Here is a 24,081-nt window from a genome sequence, read left to right as displayed (position 1 = left end):
GCCTCGATGTTGAATAGTTGCAGATTGCGCGATTATCGGGCATCTTATACTATCGGCTTATCATTGTCCGCGATAGCACGCGCTATCACGGGCAGATAACCTGTACTTATTTGACACCAACGAGCGATTCGACCCCACACTTATGACAAAAACGACCCCTGAGTCTGCGATGCCCGCCACCAAGAACGTGTCTACTCGCAGCACCCTTGAACAACATCTGGCGCACGTTCAAGACAACTGCCGCCTGACCGTCGACCAGCTCAAGCGCTACAGCCACACCCGCCATTTGCCGCACGACACCACGAGTGCCCCTGAGCTGGATATTGGCTTTGGGCAACAGCGCGCTTTAAAAGCACTGCGTACCGCGCTCGACATCAATGCCAATGGCTACCATGTATTTGCCGCAGGCGAAAATGGTTTGGGCAAACGCACCATTATTAGCCGCCTATTAAAGCGTATCGCCAAAACCGCACCGACCCCAAACGACTGGGTGTACGTGCATAATTTTGACGACCCGCGCACGCCGATTGCACTGTCTTTGCCTGCGGGCGAAGGGGTGGTGCTTGAGCAGCAGATACAAGCGCTATGGCTGACCGCCAAAAAACGCCTGAGCCAACGCTTTCGTAGTGACCACTATCAAAGCAAAATCGAAGCGATTAAGAACAGCGCGCACCAAAAAGAAAGCAGTGCCTATGACGCGCTGAGCGCTGAGGGCTTGGAGTACGACCTTGCCTTGACTTTTCGCCCCTCGGACAATAAAGCAGTGTTCGTCCACCCAAGCCAGCTGCCGAGTGATGATGAAAACAATGACAAGCCTACACCTGAGGATGTGAGCGTCAATGATGCCAGCGAGCGCCGCAACTTTGTGCAAAAAAACCACATGCAAAAGCGCCTCAATCAGCTGACCATCACCCTTGAGCAACTCGAAGACGAAGCCAATGACGCGATTGAAGTGCTGCACCGTGATATTGCCGAGCGCACGCTTAAGCCATTGTTTGCGCCCATTCGCGAGCATTTTGCTGAGCAAGAGACGGTATTACACTATTTGACCGCCTTATTCACCGATATGGTCAGTCACGTCGAGCGCATCGTTAATGGCGATGACGAAGAATTCGTTGCTTCATTGCTTGCCACCACGCCCAGCCGTTATGCAGTCAATGTCATGGTCAGTCACTCGCCTGACAGTGGCGCGCCTGTGGTGTTCGAAGATTTGCCCACGCATTTAAATTTGCTTGGGCACGTCGAGCAAGTCACCCAACTGGGTACAGTGACCACCGATGTCAGTATGATTCGCGCAGGCGCATTGCACCGCGCCAATGGCGGCTTCTTATTGCTAGAGGCAAGCCACGTCCTTGAGCACCCTTACGCATGGCAAGGGCTAAAACGCGCCTTGCAAGCACGGCAGATTCGCTTATCGAGCCTTGAGCAAATGCTGACTTTGACAGGCAGTCTGTCGCTGGCGCCCGCGCCTATTGATCTTGAGGTGAAAGTCATTTTGCTCGGTGAAGCGGATTTGTATTATGAGCTGCTTGAGCTAGAGCCTGAATTTGACGCGGTATTTAAAGTACGCGCCGACTTTCATGACGATGTGCAGCGCACCGACGCACACGAGCTGGCGCTGGTCGCTAAGATGGCCGACATTATCCGCCATGCCAAGCTGTATCCGTTTGACAAAAGCGCGCAGGCGACGTTGCTGGAGCATTTGAGCCTGCAAGCTGAAGACCAAGACCGCTTGACCTTACACAGTGACCGCTTGATTAAATTGCTACACGAGTCCAATCGCCATGCACGACTTGCAGGTGTGCAAACTGTTGATGCCAATCACGTCACACAAGCGATTGCCGATATGGACGAGCGCTCAGGCTATCTGCGCGACTTGTATTGGGATGAGCTAAAAAATGGGCAACAGCTGATTAACACCACAGGCAATGCAGTCGGACAAGTGAACGCCTTGACCGTGGTCAGCTATGCCGATAGCGAGTTTGGCATGCCTGCGCGTTTGACAGCGGTCATTCAGCCCAATGTTGGCGCGGGTGAAATCCTAGACATCGAGCGCGATGTGGACTTGGGCGGCAGCATTCATGCCAAAGGGATGCTGATTATGACCAGCTATCTGCGCGCCTTATTTAGCCAGCACCATACGCTAAACTTTAGCGCCTCGCTCGCTTTTGAACAAAGCTACGCGCACATTGATGGCGACAGTGCCACCGTCAGTGAAGCATGCGCTCTACTCTCCGCGCTCGCTGATGTGCCGATTAATCAATCGTTTGCTATCACAGGCTCAATGAACCAGCTGGGTGAAATCCAAGCGGTCGGCGGTATCAATGCTAAAATTGCAGGCTTTTTTGATGCCTGTCGCGAGCAAGGGCTGACAGGGCAACAAGGCGTCATCATTCCGATGGCGAATGCCAAACAGCTGATGCTGCGTGATGACATTATCGAAGCGGTCAGCGAAGGACGCTTTGCGATTTATGGCGTCAGCAGCTTGCGCGAAGCATTAACCTTGATGACAGGTTTGCCGATAGATACCTTAAATAAGAAAAAGCGCTATCACAAAAGCACCTTGTTCGGTAAAGTCTTGCGCCGCTTGATGCTGTGGGAACAAAACCAAGAGTCTAACGCCGAAGCCCCAGCCGAAGCGGAAGAAGAAAAAGCAAAAGACACACCAGCGCCGAAGAAGAAACGCAAAAAGAAACCTGCCAAACCTGAGACTGTGCCAGAACGTCAAGAAACCACAGACGCCGCCTTAGACGCTTAATAAAAAATACTAAAGCATCGATACACAGAGCGCCGTTGATTGCTGATTGACGGTGCTTTTTTTATACACGCATAACAAATGCGGCTTACACTGGCATTTTATTTTTAAACACTTGATTGTCCTAATAATAAACGTCCGTTACGCCTAACTGTCCGTACGCACCACCAATCCTCCCTAGACGCTTGCCTACTTTTCTGCGATGATAACCGCATCGTCTTTTTTAAGCCTCTGTGGTCGTCTGACCGCCCACCACTGCATTGACATTACTATAGGTTACGTTCATGACTGCGTCTTCTTCTGCTGATTTTTCCGATACCGACACTACCGACAGCAACAGCCGTCACGGTGCCGCCACGACCGCGCGTCAATGGCAAGTACTGTCGCAATTGCAGCGCAACCGCTGGGTGGGCACAGCTCATATTTACGAGCAGCTGAATTTGGCAGGTTTCGACATCAGCTTGCGCACCGTGCAGCGCGATTTAAACGCCCTTGCCAAGCGCTTTCCTATCGAAAAAAATAACGCCAATCCGCAAGGTTGGCGCTGGAAAGAAGACGCGCCCTTACAAAGCTTACCGAACATGAATCTATCGCAAGCGGTCGCCTTTAACATGGTTGAGGCAAACTTAACCCAACTGTTGCCACCTGCTATTTTGGATGAGCTGTTTCCGTGGTTTGACTTGGCACGCAGGCAGCTCAAAAACAGCAAAGTCACCCATTCTTGGCTTGACAGAGTGCGTATCGAGCCTGCCACGCAGCCATTGATAGCGCCGCATATTGATTTACAAAGTAAAGACAACATCTATCACGCGCTGTTTTACCAATTACAAATCCGCGCCAACTACACGCGAAGCACCCAGCCGCATCCGAGCGAATATGTCCTAAACCCAATCGCCATCATTCAGCGCGGCGTGATCATTTATCTGTTAGCCACGCGCACCGACGACCGCGACGAAGTGATTCGTACCTTTGCCTTGCACCGCTTTTCTGAGGTTGAGATTCTAGACACGCCTGCGCGCACGCCCGCCAACTTTGAGCTGGACAGTTTCCTCGATGATGGCGTGATGGGCTTTCCGCATTCGCAGCTTAGCAATTCTTTGCCCAATCATGGCAAAAACGTGCCGATTGAACTGCATTTTACCGCGCAAGCAGGCAAAAGCTTAACTGAAAGCAGACTTAGCGAGGACCAAGAAGTGCGCATCGAAGATGATGGCAGCTTGCGTATTTATGCCACTGTGAACATGACCTTGCAGCTCGTCTGGTGGTTGCGCGGCTTTGGTAAAGGATTGCTGGACGTCAAACCCGATATCCTTTATCGTGCAGTACGTGACGATGCGCCACTAATTTCAGACGCGACGCCACAAACCCCGCAAACCCCACAAACCCCACAAACCAATTAAGCCTGCGCCAATCATAGGCAGCGCGCCATTGCGCTATTAGTAGCCTGCCAGCCTTAATAAGACAAAGACACTGACGATAGACAATAATGAATAATAAGGACACCCATGCCCGTAAATACTGCCGCCCCACTGGTATCCGACCACCTGACCGAATTGGGTCTAAATAGCGATGTGCTACTTTTTGCTATGAATTACGACTTTGACAAGGTCGAAAGCAAAGGGTTGCTAAAGCGCTTTAAGCAAAATGACGGCATGATTGATATTGATATCGCGTGCGCCATGTATGATGCAGAGTGCCAATTACAAGAGCTGGTGTGGTTTAAGCAACTGCGCGACAAAGCCGAATCCATCCGCCACCAAGGCGATAGCTTAAATGGCAAAGACCGCGGCGAGCAAGCCATGTACCATGCGCCCTTTGACCAAGAACAAATCCGCTTGTATTTAAAACGTGTCCCCAAAACCATCAAACACATTGCCCTACTTGCCAGCTCCTATTATGGGCAGCCCTTTACCAGTGTCAAAGCAGGTGAGATGCATTTGGGCGACGATGAGGGCAATCGCACACTTGAGATAAACATCAAGCAGCTGCCAAAAGACTGCGCGTCATTGTGGGTTGCCACTCTCAGTCGCGAGATTGATGGTTGGTATATGACCACACAGCAGCTGCCGCTGTCTGATCATGCGCTTGATGACGCGGCTAAGCAAGTCGCCTATGAGCTGGCACGCACGCTGCCTAGCGTATAGGCTTTAACGGCTTATCGCACCGCCCGCAGTAAAAAAGGCTGCCAAGTTTCATGTGCTGGCAGCCTTTTTTTATTGAGTCCTTTTTTTGCTGAGTTCTAGCGCCTACTCTAACGGCTCACCGCAATGCGGGCAAAAGTTTTTCTTATTCAGCTCTTTTTCGCGCCGTTCTAATTCTTGCTCACGCAGCACTTGCAAGACAATGTCCTGTGCCTGTTCTCTATCTAACCCCAGTTCGCGGCGAATCTTGTCCACCATACGCTGGTTTTGTACCAGATCAAAATCACCATCGATGAGTAGCTCGCGAAAGTGTTGTTCCAGCTCTTCGCGGCGCTGATTCAGCTCATTGGCCAGACCTGTCGCTAAAATACCTGCTGGCAATGCTGCCAAACCCACGCCCAAAATAGTAATCACCGCACCTAAGATTTTACCCGCCATAGTCACAGGTATCACATCGCCATAACCCACCGTAGTTAAGGTGACTACTGCCCACCACATCGCTTTGGGTATCGACTCAAACTCTTCAGGCTGGGCGTGGTTTTCGACCAAATAGATACCGCTAGACGCCGTCACAATCATGATGATCAAAATAAAAATCACCGCCTGAAACGAGCCGCGCTCTTTACTAATAACCACAAGCAAAATCCGCAGTGAGGCAAAATAGCGGGTCAATTTTAAAATACGGAACAAGCGTAGGATACGCAAGAAACGCAAGTCAATCGTGACAAAGAAGTTTAAAAAGGCAGGCGCAATAGCAATTAAATCAACGAGCGCGGACGGACTGCGCACCCAATTAAAGCGCTGCCGCCACGTGGTATCATCAGGCTTTGCCTCCGCCACACTCCAAAAGCGCAGCAGATACTCTATTGAAAACACCACAATAGAAAAATTTTCAAAGCCATCAAAATAGCTCTGATACGGGTAATACCATTGATCGACCGACTCGGCAATCACCGCAGCCACATTGGTCATAATCAAAAAAATTAGAAAGTAATCCACATAGCGACTGAGCATGGTGTCATGATTATCATTTTGTAGCACATCATAAACCATACGGCGTACACGTTTGATTGGGTTAGTCGTCATGACTGTCCTATTGCTGCTTAAAATATCGGGTTATCGTCACGTATTACTTCCTTTTATTACTCATTTTTTATGACTGTTGCTCATTTATCATGATGCCACATAGGCGTAGTGAATATAAACCAGCAGTAATAATAAAAAACCTGTAATAACGAGTCCTGCCATTAATACACGCTGTTCAGCTTTTGAATTACTTATTGGCTCAAGCACAGGTATGATAGCGAGTCCGCATTCTGGACACACGTCTTCTTGTACTATTTTAGCCATAGAACGCGCGTGTGAGCAGCGTCTTGGCGAATTACTGCAATAGCCTGTCATAATCACCGCCATCTATGATAAGTCGAGTACACATCTTTCTTTAATCAAATCAACCATTTACGATACTTATTACGATTTTACGCTAAAAGTCTGCGAAAAAAAACCATATAGAAACTATAAATAATCAACGCTTTACTGTTCAGTCTAAATAAAAAAGATACACCATGATAAATCTTCAAGATTAGACTTCTTGCATAAGTCATCGCTAGCCCTTGCAACTCCCTCAGTGAAAGTCAATAAACTGGTACTTTTGCAAGAGATCTATTAAAGAATATTTTATATTGAACGAACTTTATTGGCTTGTATAGAAATATTGCTAATTCTTATCTAAATCACTACTCTTTGTGTGGGATTTATATTATAATTCTCATTGAGCTAATAACCTATGTTGGTTTTTTGCTTCTCGGCTACGCCTATAATGTGTGACCGAGCACCATTTATTATTGTGAGGACGTAATCCATGACCTTAAAATCAATCACTTTCGCTGCTATCGCTGCTTTTGGCATGACTTCAGCCTACGCTATCCCTGCAGGTACTTGGTCAGTAGCGGCTGGCGCTCATATGGTCGACCCAAAAAGTGATAATGGCAAGCTCGTGAACGATGCACTTAGCGTTGACGTCGATGATGATATTCGTCCTACTATTAGTGGCGAATATTTCGTTGCCGACAATGTGGGTATTGAGCTGCTCGCAGCCTTACCGTTTCATCATGACTTTGAGTTAAAAAACGCAGAAGGCGTTGTCCTAACAGGTAAAACACAGCATCTACCACCAACCTTGTCAGTACAATATCACTTTGACAATGACATGATGCCAATGAATGTGAAGCCTTTTGTTGGCGTGGGTGTCAATTACACCACATTTTTTAAAGAGCGTATTTCTAACGGCGCAGATTTAGAGTTTGATGACAGTGTCGGCGTTGCAGGTCATGTTGGTATCGACATCCCTTATGCACCAACTGAATCATTCCGCATTGATGCGCGCTACATGGACATCAAGACAGACGCCTCTTTAGATGGTAATGACATTGGTGAAGTCGATATCAGCCCTTGGGCATACGGCGTTGCCTTTGTAAAACAGTTCTAAACCAACACCACAGTCATACCAACTGTTTTAGATACCCGTCGTTTGACGGGTATTTTTTTGTCTGTAGATTTGTTGTTGTCTTATCAAACATAGCTTTTTTCACACTATTTTTTGTCAAAGTACGTTTTGAACGACAGTGTAACCACTTTTATACGCATAAAAAAAGACCACCCGTAGGTAGTCTTTTCTAATCATAATGTCAATAGTGCTTATAGCAAGATACGGCGTGGGTCTGCCAATAAGGTTGCGATATAACGGGTAAATACCGCCGCGTCCGCACCGTTAATCACGCGGTGGTCATAAGACAATGACAATGGCAGCATCAAGCGTGGCTCAAAGCTTTGGGTCTTCGCATTCCATTTTGGCTGCATAGTGGCTTCTGACGCACCTAAGATACCGACTTGTGGCCAGTTAACCAATGGCGTGAATGCCGTACCGCCCAAGACACCTTGGCTTGAGATGGTGAAGCTTGCGCCTTGCAAGTCTTTTGCGCCCAGCTTTTTATCGCGCGCTTTAACTGCCAGCTCACCGATTTCAATCGCCAGCTGCTTGATGCCTTTGTCTTGTGCATTTTTAATCACAGGCACAATCAGACCATCATCAGTCGCAACCGCGATACCCATATTCACGCTCTTACGCACGATGATTTGCGTGTTGTCATCACTTAAATGACTGTTAAAGCGTGGATGCTGCGTGAGCGCGTGCGCTGTGGCCTTGACGATAAAGGCAAGAATAGTCAAGCCAATACCTTGCGCTTTCATGCCGCCTTTGAGCTCACTGCGTAGCGCTTCGGTCTCAGTGATGTCCGCCATGTCAAACTGGGTCACTTGCGGTAGCAAGGTATTGTAGTTCAACTGCGGGATAGAGACTTTTTGTAGGCGGCTTAGGTCTTGGACTTCTGTCTCGCCCCAAATCTCTTTGTTACTCATGTCAGGCAGCTTTGGCAAGCTTGCGCCCGCAGCGGCAGGGGCGCTCGCAGGCGCAGCCTGCTGTGTGGTCAGACGAGTCTTGACATACGCAAACAAGTCTTCTTTTAAGATACGCTCATTAGCTGCTGAGCCTTGTACTTGCGTGATATCGACACCCAGCTGACGCGCCAGCTTACGTACGGCAGGGCCTGCGTATACGTCAGTTAATTTTTCATTAACTTCCGCTTCGCTCAGCTTTTTGCCTGCTGGTGCAGTAGCACTCGAAGTCGGTGCTGGTGCTTGCTTTGGCTCACCCGTTGGGGCTGGTTGTGCTTTGGCTTCGGGTTTGCTGTCTGCTTTTGGTGCAGGCTTTTTGGCGTCTTTTTTCGCAGTGTCTGCTTTGGTGCTGCCTGCAGCTTTAATAACGATAAAGTCTTGACCGTTTGCGACCATGTCTCCTGCGCTGATTAAGATTTTTTCAATCACGCCAGCTTCTGGAGCAGGGACTTCAACCGAGGCTTTATCAGATTCAATCAGTAATAGCGATTCGTCTGCTTCTACAGTATCGCCAACGCTGACCATGATTTCAGCCACTTGCGCTTCATCAACACCAAGGTCTGGCAAAGCGTGTGTGGTTGACGCGCCTTCGCCAGCGTCATCTGTATCGTCTTCTGCGGAGTCTTCTTCGACAGGTGCTTCTTTTGCTTGTTCTGGCTCAGGTGCTGCTTCAGTATGGTCTTTAGCATCTGCATCGGCACTGGCGTCCGCGCTGTCGACTTCAATCAATACCGTGCCTTCGCTGACTTGATCGCCAACGCTGACACTGATTTTGGTGACTTTACCTGCTGCGGTGCTCGGTACTTCGACCGAGGCTTTGTCTGATTCTAGCAAGACGATGTTTTCGTCTTTTTCGATGACATCACCGACAGCGACCATAATTTCGCTAACTTCAGCGCTGTCTACACCCAAATCGGGGGCTTTAACTTCCATGACTTTCTCCTAATTTGTGGTTATTCTTTGATGTCGTTATCATTAAGTAGTGCAGCATCGGCTTGATCTTCAGCGCGGCCTTCACTACTAATTTCTTCGTCATCTTCCCCAACAAACTCGGGTACTGGGTTTGGATTGACTTTCTCAGGTGCTGGTGCTGGCGCATCTGGGAAATGGTCATAATGCGGCTGCTGCTGCCATGCCGGTGGATGGTCAACATCAATCTCAAAGCTTGAGATAGCGTCTTTTACTAGACGCATTTCCACTTCGCCTTCATCAGCCAAACGCTTCAAAGTCGCAACCACGATGTGCGCGGCATCAACGTTAAAGAAGCTGCGTAGCTGCTCGCGAGAGTCTGAACGACCATAGCCGTCAGTACCTAGCGTGGTGTATGGACGGTTGTCAGGTAGCCAAGCACGGATTTGCTCTGAATAGTTACGCATATAATCGGTTGCAGCAACCACAATACCTTCGTGTGGTGCAAGCTGCTCAGTAACCCAAGGCACACGCTCTTCTTCCATTGGGTGCAAGCGATTGTAGTCGTCACATGCCATACCATCACGGGTCAACTCGTTAAAGCTGGTGACGCTCCAGACGTTTGCAGTGATATTAAACTCATCTTTTAAGATGCGCGCCGCTTTTTGTACTTCGCGCAAGATAACGCCTGAACCCATCAACTGTACTTGAGTTGAGCCATTGTCTTCTAGCAGATACATACCACGTTTGATGCCTTCTTCCACGCCTTCTGGCATAGCTGGCTGCTCGTAGTTTTCATTCATCAAGGTGAGGTAGTAGTACACACGCTCGCCTTCGCCATACATGCGGCGTAGACCGTCATGAACCACAACCGCCAACTCATAGCCATAGCATGGATCATAAGTCACACAGTTTGGTACGACATTAAACAGAATTTGTGAGTGACCGTCTTGATGCTGCAAGCCTTCACCATTTAGGGTGGTACGACCCGCGGTCGCACCGAGCAAGAAGCCTTGTGCTTGGCAATCACCTGCCGCCCAAGCCAAGTCGCCAATACGCTGGAAACCGAACATTGAGTAGTAGATGTACATCGGAATCATCGGCAAGGCATTGACTGAGTAGCTGGTCGCCAGCGCAATCCAAGTACTCATCGCACCTGCTTCGTTGATGCCCTCTTCTAGCATGTGACCGTCAATGGCTTCTTTATAACCCATCAAGGCTTCGCTGTCTTCAGGGGTGTAGGTCTGACCTGCTGCTGAATAAATACCCAGCTGACGGAACATACCCTCTAGACCGAAGGTACGCGCTTCATCGGGAACGATTGGCACGACGCGGTCTTGGATGTCTTTGTTTTTTAGCATCGCTGACAATAGACGTACAAACACCATGGTCGTTGATTGCTCTTTACCATTGCTGCCCTTTAACACGCGGTCAAAAATAGACAGCTCAGGAATATTCAATGGAATATGTCCACTACGACGATTTGGCATATGACCACCCAAAGCTTCACGGCGACCTTTTAGGTATTTCATTTCAGCCGAATCTTCGTCTGGACGATAGAACGGTAGGGTATCTAGTTGCTCATCAGTAAACGGCAGGTCAAAGCGGTCACGGAAGTACACTAACGCTTCTTGATCCAGCTTTTTGATTTGGTGCGCTTTGTTGACGGACTGTGCTTGCTCAGACAGACCATAGCCTTTAACGGTTTTGACCAAAATTACAGTAGGCTGACCTTTGGTCTTCATCGCTTCACTAAACGCAGCATAGACTTTCATTGGGTCATGGCCGCCACGGTTTAGACGTGAAATGTCGTCATCAGTCAGTGATGCTGCCATTTCTTCAAGCTCTGGGTATTTACCAAAGAACTCTTTACGAATAAATTCAGGCGAACGCGCTTCATACAGCTGGTATTCACCATCGACCACTTCTTCCATACGGTGTTTAAGTACGCCCGTATCATCATTGGCCAATAGGCTGTCCCAGTTACCACCCCAGATGACTTTAATCACGCGCCAGCCAGCACCACGGAACACCGATTCTAGCTCTTGAATGATTTTGCCGTTACCACGAACAGGGCCATCTAGGCGCTGTAGGTTACAGTTAATGACCCAAATTAGGTTGTCTAGTTTTTCGCGACCAGCCAGTGAGATGGCGCCCAAGCTTTCTGGCTCATCGGTCTCGCCATCACCTAAGAATGCCCAAATCTTACGGTCTTCTTTTTCGAGCAGTTTGCGGTTTTCCATGTAGCGATGGACGTGCGCATGGTAGATCGACATGATTGGACCTAGACCCATCGATACGGTTGGGAACTGCCAGTAATCAGGCATCAAGTAAGGATGCGGGTAGCTTGAGAGACCCTTACCGCCAACCTCACGGCGGAAGTTATCCAACTGATCTTCGCTCAGACGACCTTCTAAATAAGAGCGGGCATAGATACCAGGTGCTGAGTGACCTTGGTAATAAATCATGTCGCCGCCGAAATGATCGCTGGCAGCGCGGAAGAAATGGTTAAAACCTGTTTCGTATAGTGTGGCACTAGAGGCGAATGAAGCTAAGTGACCACCCAAATCGTCGTCATTTTTGTTGGCGCGCATGACCATAGCCAATGCGTTATAACGAATAAGGGCGCGAATCTTACGCTCCATACCCAAATCGCCTGGGTACATCGGCTCATCTTCAGCAGCGATGGTATTGACATAAGCGGTGTCTAGGCGGTTAAACGGTAAGCCTTCTTGTACCGCCATATTATATAGTGCCTTTAACAAAAACTGCGCACGGTCTTTGTCTGCATTTTTGATAACAGATTCAAATGCCTGTAACCACTCTTGGGTTTCAGTACTGTCATCGTCCTTATAATAATTCATAAGTGTTTGTCCTTATAATCGGAAAAAAACCTTCAGAGTGAAGGTGGCAAAAAGTGAAAGGATAAAATGCAGTGATGCGCCATATGGGCTACGGTAGTCACGCTGCGCCATCCTTGACTTTTAAGATGTGCCTATAAAATAAAATGCACACCTGTCCATTAGTTCTGTGTTTGATGTGCCTATAGATAGCAAACGTAAGTAGGGATACTACGATACGATGCAACGGTATCTCTTAAAATTGAAGACACCATATTATAGTCACTTATACTAAAAATGTTTATGGCTGTAAGAAAATGATAATACCACAAGTATTTTGTAAAAAAATATCGTGTATGCTCAGACCAAAATAACCTTTCATAAGTCATTATCGGTCATATGACAACGACTCCTATCATACGTTTTTCATAGTGCCGCTTCTACTTTTCCTTATGCTTTTTCGTACAAGTTTTATCACAAGCAGTTGGTCTGATAAAACCGACCATTAATAACATTGTATTGGTTTTTGTCCTAATTATTGCTTAATATCGTATCAAATAAACATTTTGTATATAATCAGTTAATCCTTGTACTGGTTTTATGATATTTGTCTTTTAGGAGTGCTGCTATGCATCAGCTGTCACATTTATTATTACCTGTACAGACGGTCAAACTTGGCATACGTCTGTTACTCGGCTTGGTAATGATAATCGGCTTTGGGCAATCTGTATGGGCAGCAGCGAGTAATCCTGGTGCTACTTGTCCTGCAAACTATGCTCAAGGGCGCTTTACCAATAGCGACTATACAAACCTAGTCAATAACCAAAACTCAGGCAGCTTTTTTAATGTCAATGGTAACGCAGCAGGCGCGATTCCTCTACAAATGCGCGTTGCTGTCACCGAATCTAGCACAGCCAATATCAAAAGCAACTTTAGTGCTATTAATGACACGTTTAATATTGCGCGCATTTTCCCAAGTGTGAACGACTATACAGACATCTCTTTGACGTTTCGTAATAGTAGCAATCAGCAGCCCATCTATCTGACCAATTTTGCGCTCAGTGCCTTTGATGTTGATATCTCAAACAACATTTATAATCAGTTTGATGATTATCTAAAAATCACAGGAACGACGCAGACTGGCAGTACCATCCAAGGCAGTATTCAGTTTATTGCAGACTCTAATGTGGGCTATAATAATGGACTGCTAAACAATGACAGCTTTAACTGCACTGCAAAAGATTTGAACACCACTTGCCAAGGCTCTGTGCAGTTCTCTGAGCCTGTGAGTAGCGTGACTGTCCGTTATACCAACGCGACACGCTTTGTCACCAGACCGACCAACCAAGAAGTTGATGTCCGTGTGGACAACTACTGCTACTTACCTGACGCTTATGAGATTACCAAAACCGATGGCGTAACCAGTATTGGTAGTGGCAACAATACCTCCTATACTATCAAAGTAACCAATACAGGCGGTAGAACCCTTAGTAATGTGGTGCTAAAAGACCCTGTTGCAACGGGTATCAGTAAGCTTTCAGGTATCACCTGTGACACCAGCGACGCCACCAATACTTGTAGCACAGCGCCCACTGTCAGCCAGTTAGAATCGGCCTCAGGCTTTACTATTGCCTCACTTGGCGTTGGTAGAAGCTATAGCATTGTTGTGCCTGCCAGAATCACAGCGGCCGCAGGTGGCAGCGTCACCAATACCGCAGCCATCAGTCATTCTGTATTAGCGACCAAATCAGCGGCCGATACCAATACAGTCACGCCACCATTTGATGGGGGTACTTCAGCAACGCCTGCCAGCTGTCCTGCTGGACATCGTATGTACTATGTCGGCGCGAACCCACCAAGTGGGGCGTATCGCTCTACTGGCTTGACAGGCTGGAGTAATGCTAGTCTCAGTCGCACTTATAACTTTAATGACACAACAGGACCAAAAACCTTTACCATCAGTTTTGCCTCTGTCCTTGACTTATACACTCAGTATTCAACGCCCTCGCCTTTTTATGGCGATATTCCTAATGCGACAGCAGGGGCATTAAATATCCTTCATAACTCTCCTACAGCACGTAGCAATCATATTTTAAATATCAAAGTAAACCGCTCGGTATCAAAGATGGGCTATGTGGTGCAGGATTTGGACTCTACCAGCAACGGCAGTAACCAATATCCTTATCAAGAGCGCGCCGACGTATCAGCTTCAGGCGGCATATTAAACGCGCAATCGCAGTATCACACTCTCAATGGATCAAATAATATTGTCACCGCAATATTGGGTCTCAACTGTGATACCCCCAACTCGTGTCCGATTAATGCCACTTGGGGCTACAAGCCATCAGGCAGCACTGTAGGTCTCGTACACAGTAACGCTTATACGCAATATGATTCACCGCACGCCGTGGGTTATACCGACTTTTACTTCTGTCTTGCGCCACCAAAGGTGATTGTCAATAAAAACTTAGCAGGCACACGTACTAATGACACCTCAAGCAACCGCGATCAATTTGCAATAAGTGTGAATAATGGCAGCACTGTGGTCAGTAGTTTTGAGACCACAGGTACAGGTCAAACCATTACTAATGGCTCTAGTGGCGCAGTAACTTTGGCTGAGAATATCAGCTATACCATTAGTGAACGGGTCGTTAACAGTGCAAACAATGGCGACATTTTAAACTATGACGCCACATATACATGTACCAACAGCGCGACAGACAGCACTACCATCATGCCAACATCAGCGATGACTTATAACGCTACAACCAAAACGCGCTCGTTTACCTTATCGAACGTGACTTTTGGTGACGAGATTACCTGTACCATTACCAACGCGCCTGCCAAGTACAGCTTTACAGGCTATGTGTTTAATGATAATGGCGGCATTACTGCCAGCAGCGCCACACAGTATGACGTATCGTCAACTTTCACAGGCAATGCCAATTACGCTAATGGCGTGTTTGATAGTAATGAAAGTGGTATTTCTGTGAGCGGTCTGCAGGTTAGCTTGACCGACTGTAGCGGCAACCTGCTTGCCTCAACCAACACCAATCCACAAGTGCCTTCAAGCACTGCAGGTACTGTGGGTCAGTATCGTTTTGAAGTGTTGCCCAGTACGCTTGCAGGTAGAACCAAAGTGTGCTTGATTGAGACTGAGCCAAGCAACTGGGAATTTACGATCGACACAACCGCTGACAGTCGCGAGATTACTTTGGTTGCAGGCACGTATGAATACAAGACGCTAAAAGACAGCTCAGGTAATGTCACGCGTAACATGGACTTTGGCGAGCTAAGAGCACAAAATGCCGCCCTTGTACTCAGAAAGTCGCAATACGTACATACTTGTAATGCTGCTCTGAACTATACCAGTATTGCCGATACCAATGACCCGATGACAGGTTTTAGCATCAATCCTGCCAACAACGTACAACCTGGTAATTGTATCGCCTACAAGATTGATGCGTTTAACCGCGGGCATATTGATATCTTGGATGTCCAAATCAGAGACAGTCTACAAAAGACACCTGTCGTTTCGGTATTTCACTTACCAAAACCCCTCGGCAATCCAACGACGTTATATAGTAGCAGTAACAACTCTGCCGTCATGGGTGCTAATGGCACGATTGTGTCAGATAAGTTTACTTTAAATAAGGTATCTGCCAGTTCAACTACCCCGACCAAAGTAACACTATATTTCAACAGTAAATACGGCGCCACACCGACTGCGCCATAGTAATAAACCTTGTCATTTCAATAGCTTACCAATATTTAATATATCTCTAGCGCCTTAAAACTCAAGAGAGTTTTAAGGCGCTGCCTTTAGTGCGCTTTAATAGACCTTTTATCCACTTTTTGCTGCGTTACTATTTACGTTCTGCAATAATGCTTTTACAATCTGGCATACAGAAAATAACAAAAGTTTTCTTTGCTGCAACCTTGATATGAAGTATGGGTCAATGTTTACATGCAGTATGCAAACAAGGAGTTCTATATGAAGTCATCTCAATCATTACGTCGCCTTTTACTGGCTACTGTCACCAGTGTATTGGTTATGAGCAGTGCCTCCGCAGCGGATGCATTAAAGATGGATCTTACTGCAAATAAAGTAGTAAAAGCCAAAGACGGCAAAGTCAGCTACTTACCTGTACGTACCGCACCTGCAGGTTCGGTTATTCAGTATAAGGCAACCTATATCAACACCACGAGCCAAAACATCAACGATTTGGCAGTTACCTTACCTATCCCTGCAAACATGACCTTTACAGGCGAAGCTTACCCTGCAAGTGCACAAGCCAGTACTGATGGTAAAAATTATGCAGATATGCCTTTGATGCGTAAGGTAAACGGCAATTTGGTTAAAGTGCCTTTATCAGAATATAAAGCGTTACGCTGGAACATCAAGTGGCTGCCAGCGAATAAATCAGCCGATGTCTCACTTAATACCGTTGTTGATTAATTTTTCTCACTTTTCATTGCGCTCATTTAGGAGATGACCCTATGAAACCTCGTTTATTTCAATACTCTGTATTGGCCGCTGGTATTGTTACCGCGCTTGGCATCACGTCTGCCAATGCTGCCAAGTCAACAGCCGAATCTACCCCGACTATTGACAACATTGCGACTGCAACGTATAGCATCGCGGGTATCGAGCAGAATCCTGTACAGTCAAACAAAGTCACCGTGAACATCACACAAAGCGCAGCATTTAGCCTTGTTGCGAAAAACGATGATGGCGACCTGACTGATGACTATAACAAAGGGCTTGCCGTTACGCCTAAAGGTGTAGTGACCTTTAACCATACCTTAACCAACTCAGGTAACGTTCAAGATACTTACACTCTGAGCCTATCACAAGGTGGCAATATCCCAGGCAACCCGCAAGGCAACGGTGCATATGACTTGGCTAACAGTAATGTTACCTATGTCATCTATAATGCAGACGGTACGCAAAAGAGCACCACAACGGTTACAGGTACTGAGTTCCAAAACCGTACGGTCAGCTTGCAGCCAAATGAGTATGTCGACATCTCTATTGCTGCAAAAACCTCGGACAATGTCGGTGGTGATACACAAAACCTAACCTTGACAGCCGTCAGTACCTTCTTTAGTACTGCAGATGATACCAAGGCGACTTTGACCAATATCAACAACAGTACCACGAAAGTGCCTGTATTTAAGATTACCAGTAAGCCAAATAGTACACTTAACTTAAATGACCCAACGTCGAAAGTGACGTATACCATTACGATTCGTAACGATGAGCGCGCCGCTTACACCACAACTGCTAATAATATTGTCGTATTTGACAACCTACCAGTAGGCTTGCGTCTGGCTGAACAGCCCAACCTAAGCGTCAGTAACAATGCTACCATCACTGCAGGCACTAATGGTGCAGGTACAGGTTTTGAACAAGACAGCGTACGTGTAACTTTACTAAACCTAGCGCCAGGTCAAGAAGCAACCATCACCTTTGATGTGCAAAAAGATGCAGAAGAACAGCTTGCCAATCCTAAGAGCACAGTAAGTCATACCGTATTAAATCTTGATTTGGGTAACGGTCAGGTTATTTATGACACCACTGACCCATTAGACTCAAACCAAAATACCGATAACTTCTATCCATCAACCGATGACAGCGAAGTTATTGATGGTACAGCGAACAACGGTGTTGGTGGTGATTTGGCATCGCCTTTGGTTGCCAACCAACGTGCCGTCAACATTGAGTCTCCAAGTAATAAAGAGATTCCGACCACCACGACTGCAGGTACACAAGTTACTCAAACCGCGGTTATTAAAAATACAGGTCAAGAGACTGAAGGTGATCAAGCAGGTGAAATCAAATTTACCATTACCGAAGGCGCGAATGACAAAATCGCACAAGTCGATGGTAGTGTCTTGATTGTTTATGATGCAGACAACAATCCAGCGACGCCAAATGCAACTTACAGTGTCATCAGAAATGGTAATGGCGACTACGATCTATCTACAGCTACACCAGTCAACGGTGCGCCTGCGTGGACAGGCATGGCACCAAATTCAACAGTCACTATTCAGTACCAAGTCGCATCAACAGGGGCAGCGATTGGCTCAACGGAAAGCACAACCGTGACCCTTGTGGTTGGTGGTCAGGATGCGCCATCAGTTGGTGATCGTTCAGTACAGAACACCACGACTGTCAAAGGTCTAGGCTTGGTTAAAGAGCAAGCACTGAACACCTCATGTTCAGCAACAGCGACTTTGACGTTTACCCAGTCACCAGTAGCAGCCAAGCCAGGCGACTGTATCGTGTACAAAATTACTGCGTTTAACCAGTTTGCCAATACAGACTCACGCTTTAGCTTTGACAACGTGTTGGTCAACGATACGACCGACCGCTTTAATAACAAAGCAGTTGTACTGGACAGCAGCACGACCCCTGCTTATGCTATCAAGCTTGACAACGTCGCAAACGCAACGGCAATGCCTGCAAACAACACCTATAATGCAACCAATGATGGCTCTGCTATCAGCGGTACCGTAACGACTCTAGCACCACAGAAATACGCTGCTATGGTATTTGCTGTGAAGATCAACCCTGATGGTTCTACAACACCATAAGGCTGATTAACTTTCCATGTTGGCGTGTCTGTAGTTCAGACTGCAGATACGCCTCTAAACCTAAACGCTTTTTTTGATTTGATTGCATAGGCACGCATAATGACATCAAACCGCATTGTCCCGTCTGTTCATTTAGCACCCAAGCTATCTGCTTTGACAGTGGCTATGTTGCTTATGCAATCACATTCTGCATTGGCTGCCCCTATTGTTGTTGATACGATCAACAATACAGCGGATGCACGCTATGCCATCAGTGATACACAAACCGTCTTTGGCGTGGCATCGAACACAGTACAGCTACAAACAGCAAACGTAGCGCAGTACGGCATCTCTCTTAGTGGTGGTAGCCAGCAGACTGTCATGGCTGGTGAGACAATCGTATGGAAAAACACCATCACCAATACAGGTTATGACACCGTCACCGTCAATTTAACCTTTGACTATCCAAGCAGCCTATCAAACTTTGAGGTGTATCAAGACCTCAATAAAAATGGCGTTATTGACGCAAATGACCGTCTTATCACAGGTCTTGACCAAATCAAACTGGGTCGAAGTGAAAGCTTAGATTTGCTGATTCAAGCAATCACTGATAAAAATGCTGCTGATGGTACACGTACTGAAATCAAAGTTGGGGTGACAGTACTTGAAGATCCTTCGATTACTGACTCAGTGACCGACAGCTTAGTCGTGGTTGCTCCTGGCATTCGGTTTACCGATGATAACTATCAGGACGATGCGCAAAACTCTCAAATCAGTAATAACGTCTATATTGAGACCAGCTATGCGGCGTGTAATGTCCAAGCAGACAAACCCGATGAAGTTTTGGTTACTATCACTTCATCTAAGACAAACGATACCTATTCTTTAAAAGGTATTGAAACAGGCAACAACACAGGGAAATACCGCTTATCTGCACCAACACAAAACAATGCCAATGCCATTGATGACAACATTATTCAAACATTGGCTGATGATACTCTGCAAGCCAAGTTGGTCGCTTGTTTGTCACCAGAAGGCACAGTGAATGAGTCTTTAATAAGCCAAATTAATATCGTTGATAACGAGGCTAGTTTACAGGTTAAAAAAGAAGGCGATGTTAAAACCGCTGAGCTTGGTGACTATATTAACTATAGTATCACTGTTACCAATAACGGCGCGGCGACCGCTTATGATGTTGAATTAAAAGACGCTTTGCCACGTGGCTTTGAGTACGTCAAAGGCAGCGTGCGTCAACGCGAAAATGGCATCGCGATTGACAGCCTGACTGGTAATGAATTTAAAACGTCAGGTAAATATCATGTATTAAGCCTTGGCGATATGGCACAAGGCAGCAGCCGCGAGATTACTTATCGTGTTTTGGTCGGCGCATCAGCACTGGCGGGCGACGGTGTCAATCGTGCGTTTGCTACTGTCAATAATGTCGGTGGTAATAATCAACCAACCACCTCACGACAAGCAGAATGGGCAGTCGATGTCAGTCGTGGCGCTATTAATGATAAAGGCGTCATCGTCGGTAAAATCTACCACGACATCAATCGTGATGGCATCCAGCAAAAACAAGACAACGAGCTGGGTGTGGCAGGCGTGCGCGTCTACATGGAAAACGGTAACTTTGCCGTAACCGATGGTGAAGGCAAATACAACTTCTATGGTGTCTCTGCCAAAACACACGTTCTAAAAGTCGATACCACCACATTGCCAGCTGGTACAGAACTGATTACCCAAAGCAATCGTAACGCAGGCGATGCAGGCAGCGCGTTTGCAGATGTGCGCTATGGTGAGCTGCACCGTACCGACTTTGCTATCGTTGGAGGTTTGGGCGATGCGCCAGAGACACTAAACCAAGTATTGCTTGAACGCAAAAAAACGATTGCCCGTAAGAACGATGCTCTAGAGCAAGCCATTAAAAGCGAATTGCCACTAGAGCCAGACTACGATATCGATACCAGTGACAACGTGGACGCCAGCGGCTGTAAAGCCAACGGTATGATTGACGGTAACAGTAACTGTGACTCAGCAATCGTGCTTGATGATCGTCTTACTGCCAATAACACACCTCGCCTAACAATCAATAAAATTGCGCAGCCAAAACCTGTACTGCTCGATGAGTACCTAAAGCAAGTTCCAAACAATGATGTGGCATTTTTAAACTTAAGTGCCAATCAGCAGCTAGATACCCATAAGCAACTGGTACAAGTACAAGCGCCACTTGGTGCTGCCTTTACCTTATACGTTAATGGCAAAGCGGTTTCAGAAGACCATATCGGTAAAACCGCAGAGCAAGAAAAGCAGCAGGTGACTGCCTTTGATTACTACTCTGTCGAATTGCAGCGTGGTAAAAATACCTTGCGTGGCGTATCAACAGATGCCACAGGTAAAGTGGTGTCTGAACAGTCGGTCACTGTCATTGCGCCTGATAGCTTGCAAGGTATTGACTATCGCACTCAAGACGCTTTAGTACAAGCCGATGGCGTTAGCGAATATCAAGTGGTTGTCAGCCTAAAAGATAAAAACGGCTTACCTTATATCGGGTCTATGCCTGTCACGATCGATACCACTATTGGTACGATCAACCTACCTGACACCAGCAAAGATCAACCAGGCACGCAAGTTATCATTTCAGGTGGCGAGCTGCTGGTTCCTGTAACAGCACCTAATGCGCCAGGACAGGGCGAGTTGGTTGTTAATACTGGCAGTACCAAAAAAGTCATTCCGCTACAGTTCACGGCAAAACTGCGCCCATTGATTGCGGTTGGTATTGTTGAGGGCAATATTTCCCTACGCGATTTTGACAGCAGTAAAATCAGCGATGGCGAAGGTGCGTTTGAACAAGAGTTGCACGCGTTCTCAGGGGATGACAATCACACAGCGTCAGGACGTGCCGCGCTGTTCTTAAAAGGCAAAGTACGTGGTGATTATCTGCTCACCTTGTCTTTTGACAGCGACAAAAAAGGCGAACGTCTGTTCCGTGATATCGAGCCTGGTGAATACTATCCCGTCTATGGTGACGCTTCGGCCAAGGGCTTCGACGCGCAGTCTACTAGCAAGTTGTATGTACGCCTAGATAAAGGCCGCTCGTTCGCCATGTATGGCGACTTAAAAACCCATATTGACAATGATGAAGGTATTGAGCTGGGTCAATACAACCGTACATTGACAGGTCTAAAAGCGCAGTATGAAGATGACAATACGCGCGTGACGACGTTTGCAGCCAGAACAGCAACCTCGCAGCAAGTCAATGAAACCCGTGGCCTTGGCATCTCAGGCCCATACCCACTTGGTAACAACTTTGACGCCGTACTCGAAAACTCAGAAACCGTCGAAGTGATTACGCGTGATGCGGACAATCCAGGTTTAATCGTTAAGCGCGAGACTTTGTCACGTTTTACCGATTATGAGATTGATCCTATCAGCCGTAGCTTATATCTAAAAGCACCGATTGCGAGCCAAGATATTGATGGCAACCCAATCTATCTGCGCGTGACTACCGAAGTCGATACCAATGGCGAAAACTATTGGGTTGGCGGTGTGGCTATAAAGCAGCAACTGAACAAAAAAGTCTCGGTTGGTGGTAGCTATGTGTATAGTGATGACCCAAATAACCAAGAACAGCTCGCCAGCATCAATAGCGTCGTCCATATCAATGACAAGCTAAAGCTGATTGCTGAATATGCTAAGAATCGTGCGGAAAATCCTGACTACAGCGCCAGCAATCAGATTAACACCACCGAATTGACAGACACCTCAGTCAAAGGTGATGCGCTGCGTGTCGAGCTAGAATACGACGATAAGAAACGCACCAAAGGTAAAGCGTACTATCATGATGCGGACACAGGTTTCGTCACAGGAGCATCGCCGCTGACTGCTGGCCGCACCGAATCAGGCGTTGAAGTCACACGTATTCTGCGCAATCAAAAAACAGCGTTGAAAGTTGAAGGTGTCTATACTAACGAGCACAGCACAGACAACACAACCCAAGGTATTAAAGCCACCGTTGAACAGCGTCTCACTCAGAATGTTACTGGTGAAATTGGCATGCGCTACTATCGTCAAGACGCAGGCGGCTCATCACGTGCCATTCAAGGCGCCACCGACGTTGTTAACATTGGCGATGACACTGCTTTTAATGATGACATTATCAATCAATCGGCGTTAAACAGTAACGTCGGTATTACTGAAGATATCGAAGGCGTTACCGCCAATGCTCGTATTACTGCACGCCTTCCCAAGCTAAGTAATGCGCTGGTCTTTGCAGAATACGAGCAAGATATTAACCATAGTTCCCGTAATGCGACTTCTATCGGTGGCGAAGCGCCGCTTGGTAAACTTGGTCGACTCTACGCCCGCCATGACCTTATCAACAGTCTTTCAGGCAGTTATGGTCTTGATGATACGGATGAGCGTCAGCGTACCGTTATCGGTTTTGATGCCAACTACCTAAAAAATGGTAAAGTCTATAGCGAATACCGCGCTCGTGATGCCATCAGTGCGCGTGAGGCCGAAGCCGCTATCGGTCTAAAAAACAAATGGCAAGTACAAGAAGGCTTGACCATCAATACCTTACTTGAGCGTATTGAATCTTTAGAAGGCGATACCGACAAGACCGCAACTGCAGCAGGTATTGGGGTTGAATACTTAGCCAAAGAAAACTACAAAGCCTCTGGCCGTCTGGAAAAACGTTGGGGCGAAACCAGTGATACCTTGCTTGGTAGTGCTGGCGTTGCTTATCGCTATAACGACGACATCACCTTACTTGCAAAAGACATCTACTCTCGCGTTGATTATGACGATGGTCACCGTACCATTAACCGCTTCCAAGTTGGCAGCGCGTATCGTGACGCTGATAGCAATCAGCTCGACATGCTCACCAAACTTGAATATCGCTTTGATGACAATGCGACAGGAGAAGATCCATACAAAAAAGACACTGTGGTCTGGTCATGGAGTGGTAACTATCACCCATCACGCCCATGGACATTCTCAGGGCACTACGCAGGCAAATACACAGAGTATACTGCGGACGGTATGACCGATAGCAATATGGCACATGCTGCTTACGTACGCGGGCTATACGACATCAGCGAGCGTTGGGATGTGGGCTTGCAAGCAGGCACATACTGGAATCAGCAAGCCGATGACTTCACCCACATGTTAGGCGCAGAAGTCGGCTATAGCCCCATAACCAATTTATGGGTCTCTGCAGGGTATAATTTTATGGGCTTTAAAGATGACGATATTGCCTATGATGACGATACCCAAGAAGGGGGCTATGTCCGCTTACGCTTTAAGTTTGATGAAAATCTGTTTAAGAAAAATGATGCCAATAAAAATGCCCGTAAAGCCAACATTATCGCGCAACAATAATGGCTGGGCGTCTTTATTC

The 24,081-nt window shown here is 47.0% G+C and carries 12 protein-coding genes; 8 read left to right on the top strand and 4 right to left on the bottom strand.

Annotated features, from left to right (window positions below; all coding sequences use genetic code 11):
* Positions 1 to 169: 169 nt before the first annotated feature.
* From JIE71_RS07680 to JIE71_RS07670, 3 genes are all read left to right on the top strand, one after another.
* Positions 170 to 2,758 carry an ATP-binding protein gene (locus JIE71_RS07680; protein WP_228284590.1) on the top strand — a complete coding sequence of 863 codons (2,589 nt, stop codon included), beginning with the start codon at positions 170 to 172 and terminating at the stop codon, positions 2,756 to 2,758.
* Positions 2,759 to 3,039: 281 nt separating this feature from the next.
* Positions 3,040 to 4,155 carry a helix-turn-helix transcriptional regulator gene (locus tag JIE71_RS07675; protein ID WP_199508147.1) on the top strand — a complete coding sequence of 372 codons (1,116 nt, stop codon included), beginning with the start codon at positions 3,040 to 3,042 and terminating at the stop codon, positions 4,153 to 4,155.
* A 105-nt stretch (positions 4,156 to 4,260) separates the two neighbouring features.
* The gene (locus JIE71_RS07670) at positions 4,261 to 4,899 is read left to right on the top strand and encodes a TerD family protein (RefSeq protein WP_199508146.1); all 639 of its coding nucleotides are present in this window, start codon (positions 4,261 to 4,263) and stop codon (positions 4,897 to 4,899) included.
* Between the two features lie 102 nt (positions 4,900 to 5,001).
* Here JIE71_RS07670 and JIE71_RS07665 read toward each other — a convergent pair whose 3' ends face one another.
* Both JIE71_RS07665 and JIE71_RS07660 read right to left on the bottom strand, forming a co-directional pair.
* Entirely contained in the window at positions 5,002 to 5,982 is a 981-nt protein-coding gene (locus JIE71_RS07665; RefSeq protein WP_199508145.1) for an ion transporter, read from the bottom strand.
* A gap of 87 nt (positions 5,983 to 6,069) precedes the next feature.
* Positions 6,070 to 6,246 carry a hypothetical protein gene (locus JIE71_RS07660; protein ID WP_199508144.1) on the bottom strand — a complete coding sequence of 59 codons (177 nt, stop codon included), beginning with the start codon at positions 6,244 to 6,246 and terminating at the stop codon, positions 6,070 to 6,072.
* A 511-nt stretch (positions 6,247 to 6,757) separates the two neighbouring features.
* Between JIE71_RS07660 and JIE71_RS07655 the strand changes: the two genes are divergently transcribed.
* Positions 6,758 to 7,384: an OmpW/AlkL family protein gene (locus JIE71_RS07655; protein WP_199508143.1), complete on the top strand. Its 627-nt coding sequence runs from the start codon at positions 6,758 to 6,760 to the stop codon at positions 7,382 to 7,384.
* Positions 7,385 to 7,593: 209 nt separating this feature from the next.
* Here the strand turns inward: JIE71_RS07655 and JIE71_RS07650 are convergent, their stop codons facing one another.
* On the bottom strand, positions 7,594 to 9,282 hold the full coding sequence (locus tag JIE71_RS07650) for a 2-oxo acid dehydrogenase subunit E2 (RefSeq protein ID WP_199508142.1): 1,689 nt from the start codon (positions 9,280 to 9,282) through the stop codon (positions 7,594 to 7,596).
* Between the two features lie 20 nt (positions 9,283 to 9,302).
* On the bottom strand, positions 9,303 to 12,122 hold the full coding sequence (gene aceE / locus JIE71_RS07645; RefSeq protein WP_199508141.1) for a pyruvate dehydrogenase (acetyl-transferring), homodimeric type: 2,820 nt from the start codon (positions 12,120 to 12,122) through the stop codon (positions 9,303 to 9,305).
* A gap of 604 nt (positions 12,123 to 12,726) precedes the next feature.
* Here aceE and JIE71_RS07640 point away from each other — a divergent pair.
* The 4 genes from JIE71_RS07640 (at position 12,727) to JIE71_RS07625 (ending at position 24,062) form a co-directional block, all read left to right on the top strand.
* Complete coding sequence (locus JIE71_RS07640) at positions 12,727 to 15,834, top strand: DUF11 domain-containing protein (protein ID WP_199508140.1); 3,108 nt, start codon at positions 12,727 to 12,729, stop codon at positions 15,832 to 15,834.
* Positions 15,835 to 16,092: 258 nt separating this feature from the next.
* A complete protein-coding gene (locus JIE71_RS07635; RefSeq protein ID WP_199508139.1) occupies positions 16,093 to 16,557 on the top strand; it encodes a hypothetical protein in 465 nt (154 codons plus the stop codon).
* 41 nt (positions 16,558 to 16,598) lie between these two features.
* On the top strand, positions 16,599 to 18,698 hold the full coding sequence (locus JIE71_RS07630) for a hypothetical protein (protein WP_199508138.1): 2,100 nt from the start codon (positions 16,599 to 16,601) through the stop codon (positions 18,696 to 18,698).
* A gap of 174 nt (positions 18,699 to 18,872) precedes the next feature.
* Entirely contained in the window at positions 18,873 to 24,062 is a 5,190-nt protein-coding gene (locus JIE71_RS07625; RefSeq protein WP_228284586.1) for an SdrD B-like domain-containing protein, read from the top strand.
* The last annotated feature ends 19 nt before the right edge of the window (positions 24,063 to 24,081 follow it).

The sequence above is a fragment of the Psychrobacter sp. bablab_jr014 genome (assembly GCF_016464015.1).
In the GTDB taxonomy this organism is placed as follows: Bacteria; Pseudomonadota; Gammaproteobacteria; order Pseudomonadales; family Moraxellaceae; genus Psychrobacter.
Note: the sequence above shows the minus strand (reverse complement) of the source record. Positions and strands in the feature narration are given on the sequence as shown.

What these genes read in the sequence shown, in the direction of transcription:
- aceE (WP_199508141.1), bottom strand. Translation starts at nt 12,122, where the DNA reads ATGAATTATTATAAGGACGATGACAGTACTGAAACCCAAGAGTGGTTA.
- JIE71_RS07670 (WP_199508146.1), top strand. Translation starts at nt 4,261, where the DNA reads ATGCCCGTAAATACTGCCGCCCCACTGGTATCCGACCACCTGACCGAA.
- JIE71_RS07630 (WP_199508138.1), top strand. Translation starts at nt 16,599, where the DNA reads ATGAAACCTCGTTTATTTCAATACTCTGTATTGGCCGCTGGTATTGTT.
- JIE71_RS07675 (WP_199508147.1), top strand. Translation starts at nt 3,040, where the DNA reads ATGACTGCGTCTTCTTCTGCTGATTTTTCCGATACCGACACTACCGAC.
- JIE71_RS07660 (WP_199508144.1), bottom strand. Translation starts at nt 6,246, where the DNA reads ATGGCTAAAATAGTACAAGAAGACGTGTGTCCAGAATGCGGACTCGCT.
- JIE71_RS07640 (WP_199508140.1), top strand. Translation starts at nt 12,727, where the DNA reads ATGCATCAGCTGTCACATTTATTATTACCTGTACAGACGGTCAAACTT.
- JIE71_RS07655 (WP_199508143.1), top strand. Translation starts at nt 6,758, where the DNA reads ATGACCTTAAAATCAATCACTTTCGCTGCTATCGCTGCTTTTGGCATG.
- JIE71_RS07650 (WP_199508142.1), bottom strand. Translation starts at nt 9,282, where the DNA reads ATGGAAGTTAAAGCCCCCGATTTGGGTGTAGACAGCGCTGAAGTTAGC.
- JIE71_RS07635 (WP_199508139.1), top strand. Translation starts at nt 16,093, where the DNA reads ATGAAGTCATCTCAATCATTACGTCGCCTTTTACTGGCTACTGTCACC.
- JIE71_RS07625 (WP_228284586.1), top strand. Translation starts at nt 18,873, where the DNA reads ATGCAATCACATTCTGCATTGGCTGCCCCTATTGTTGTTGATACGATC.
- JIE71_RS07680 (WP_228284590.1), top strand. Translation starts at nt 170, where the DNA reads ATGCCCGCCACCAAGAACGTGTCTACTCGCAGCACCCTTGAACAACAT.
- JIE71_RS07665 (WP_199508145.1), bottom strand. Translation starts at nt 5,982, where the DNA reads ATGACGACTAACCCAATCAAACGTGTACGCCGTATGGTTTATGATGTG.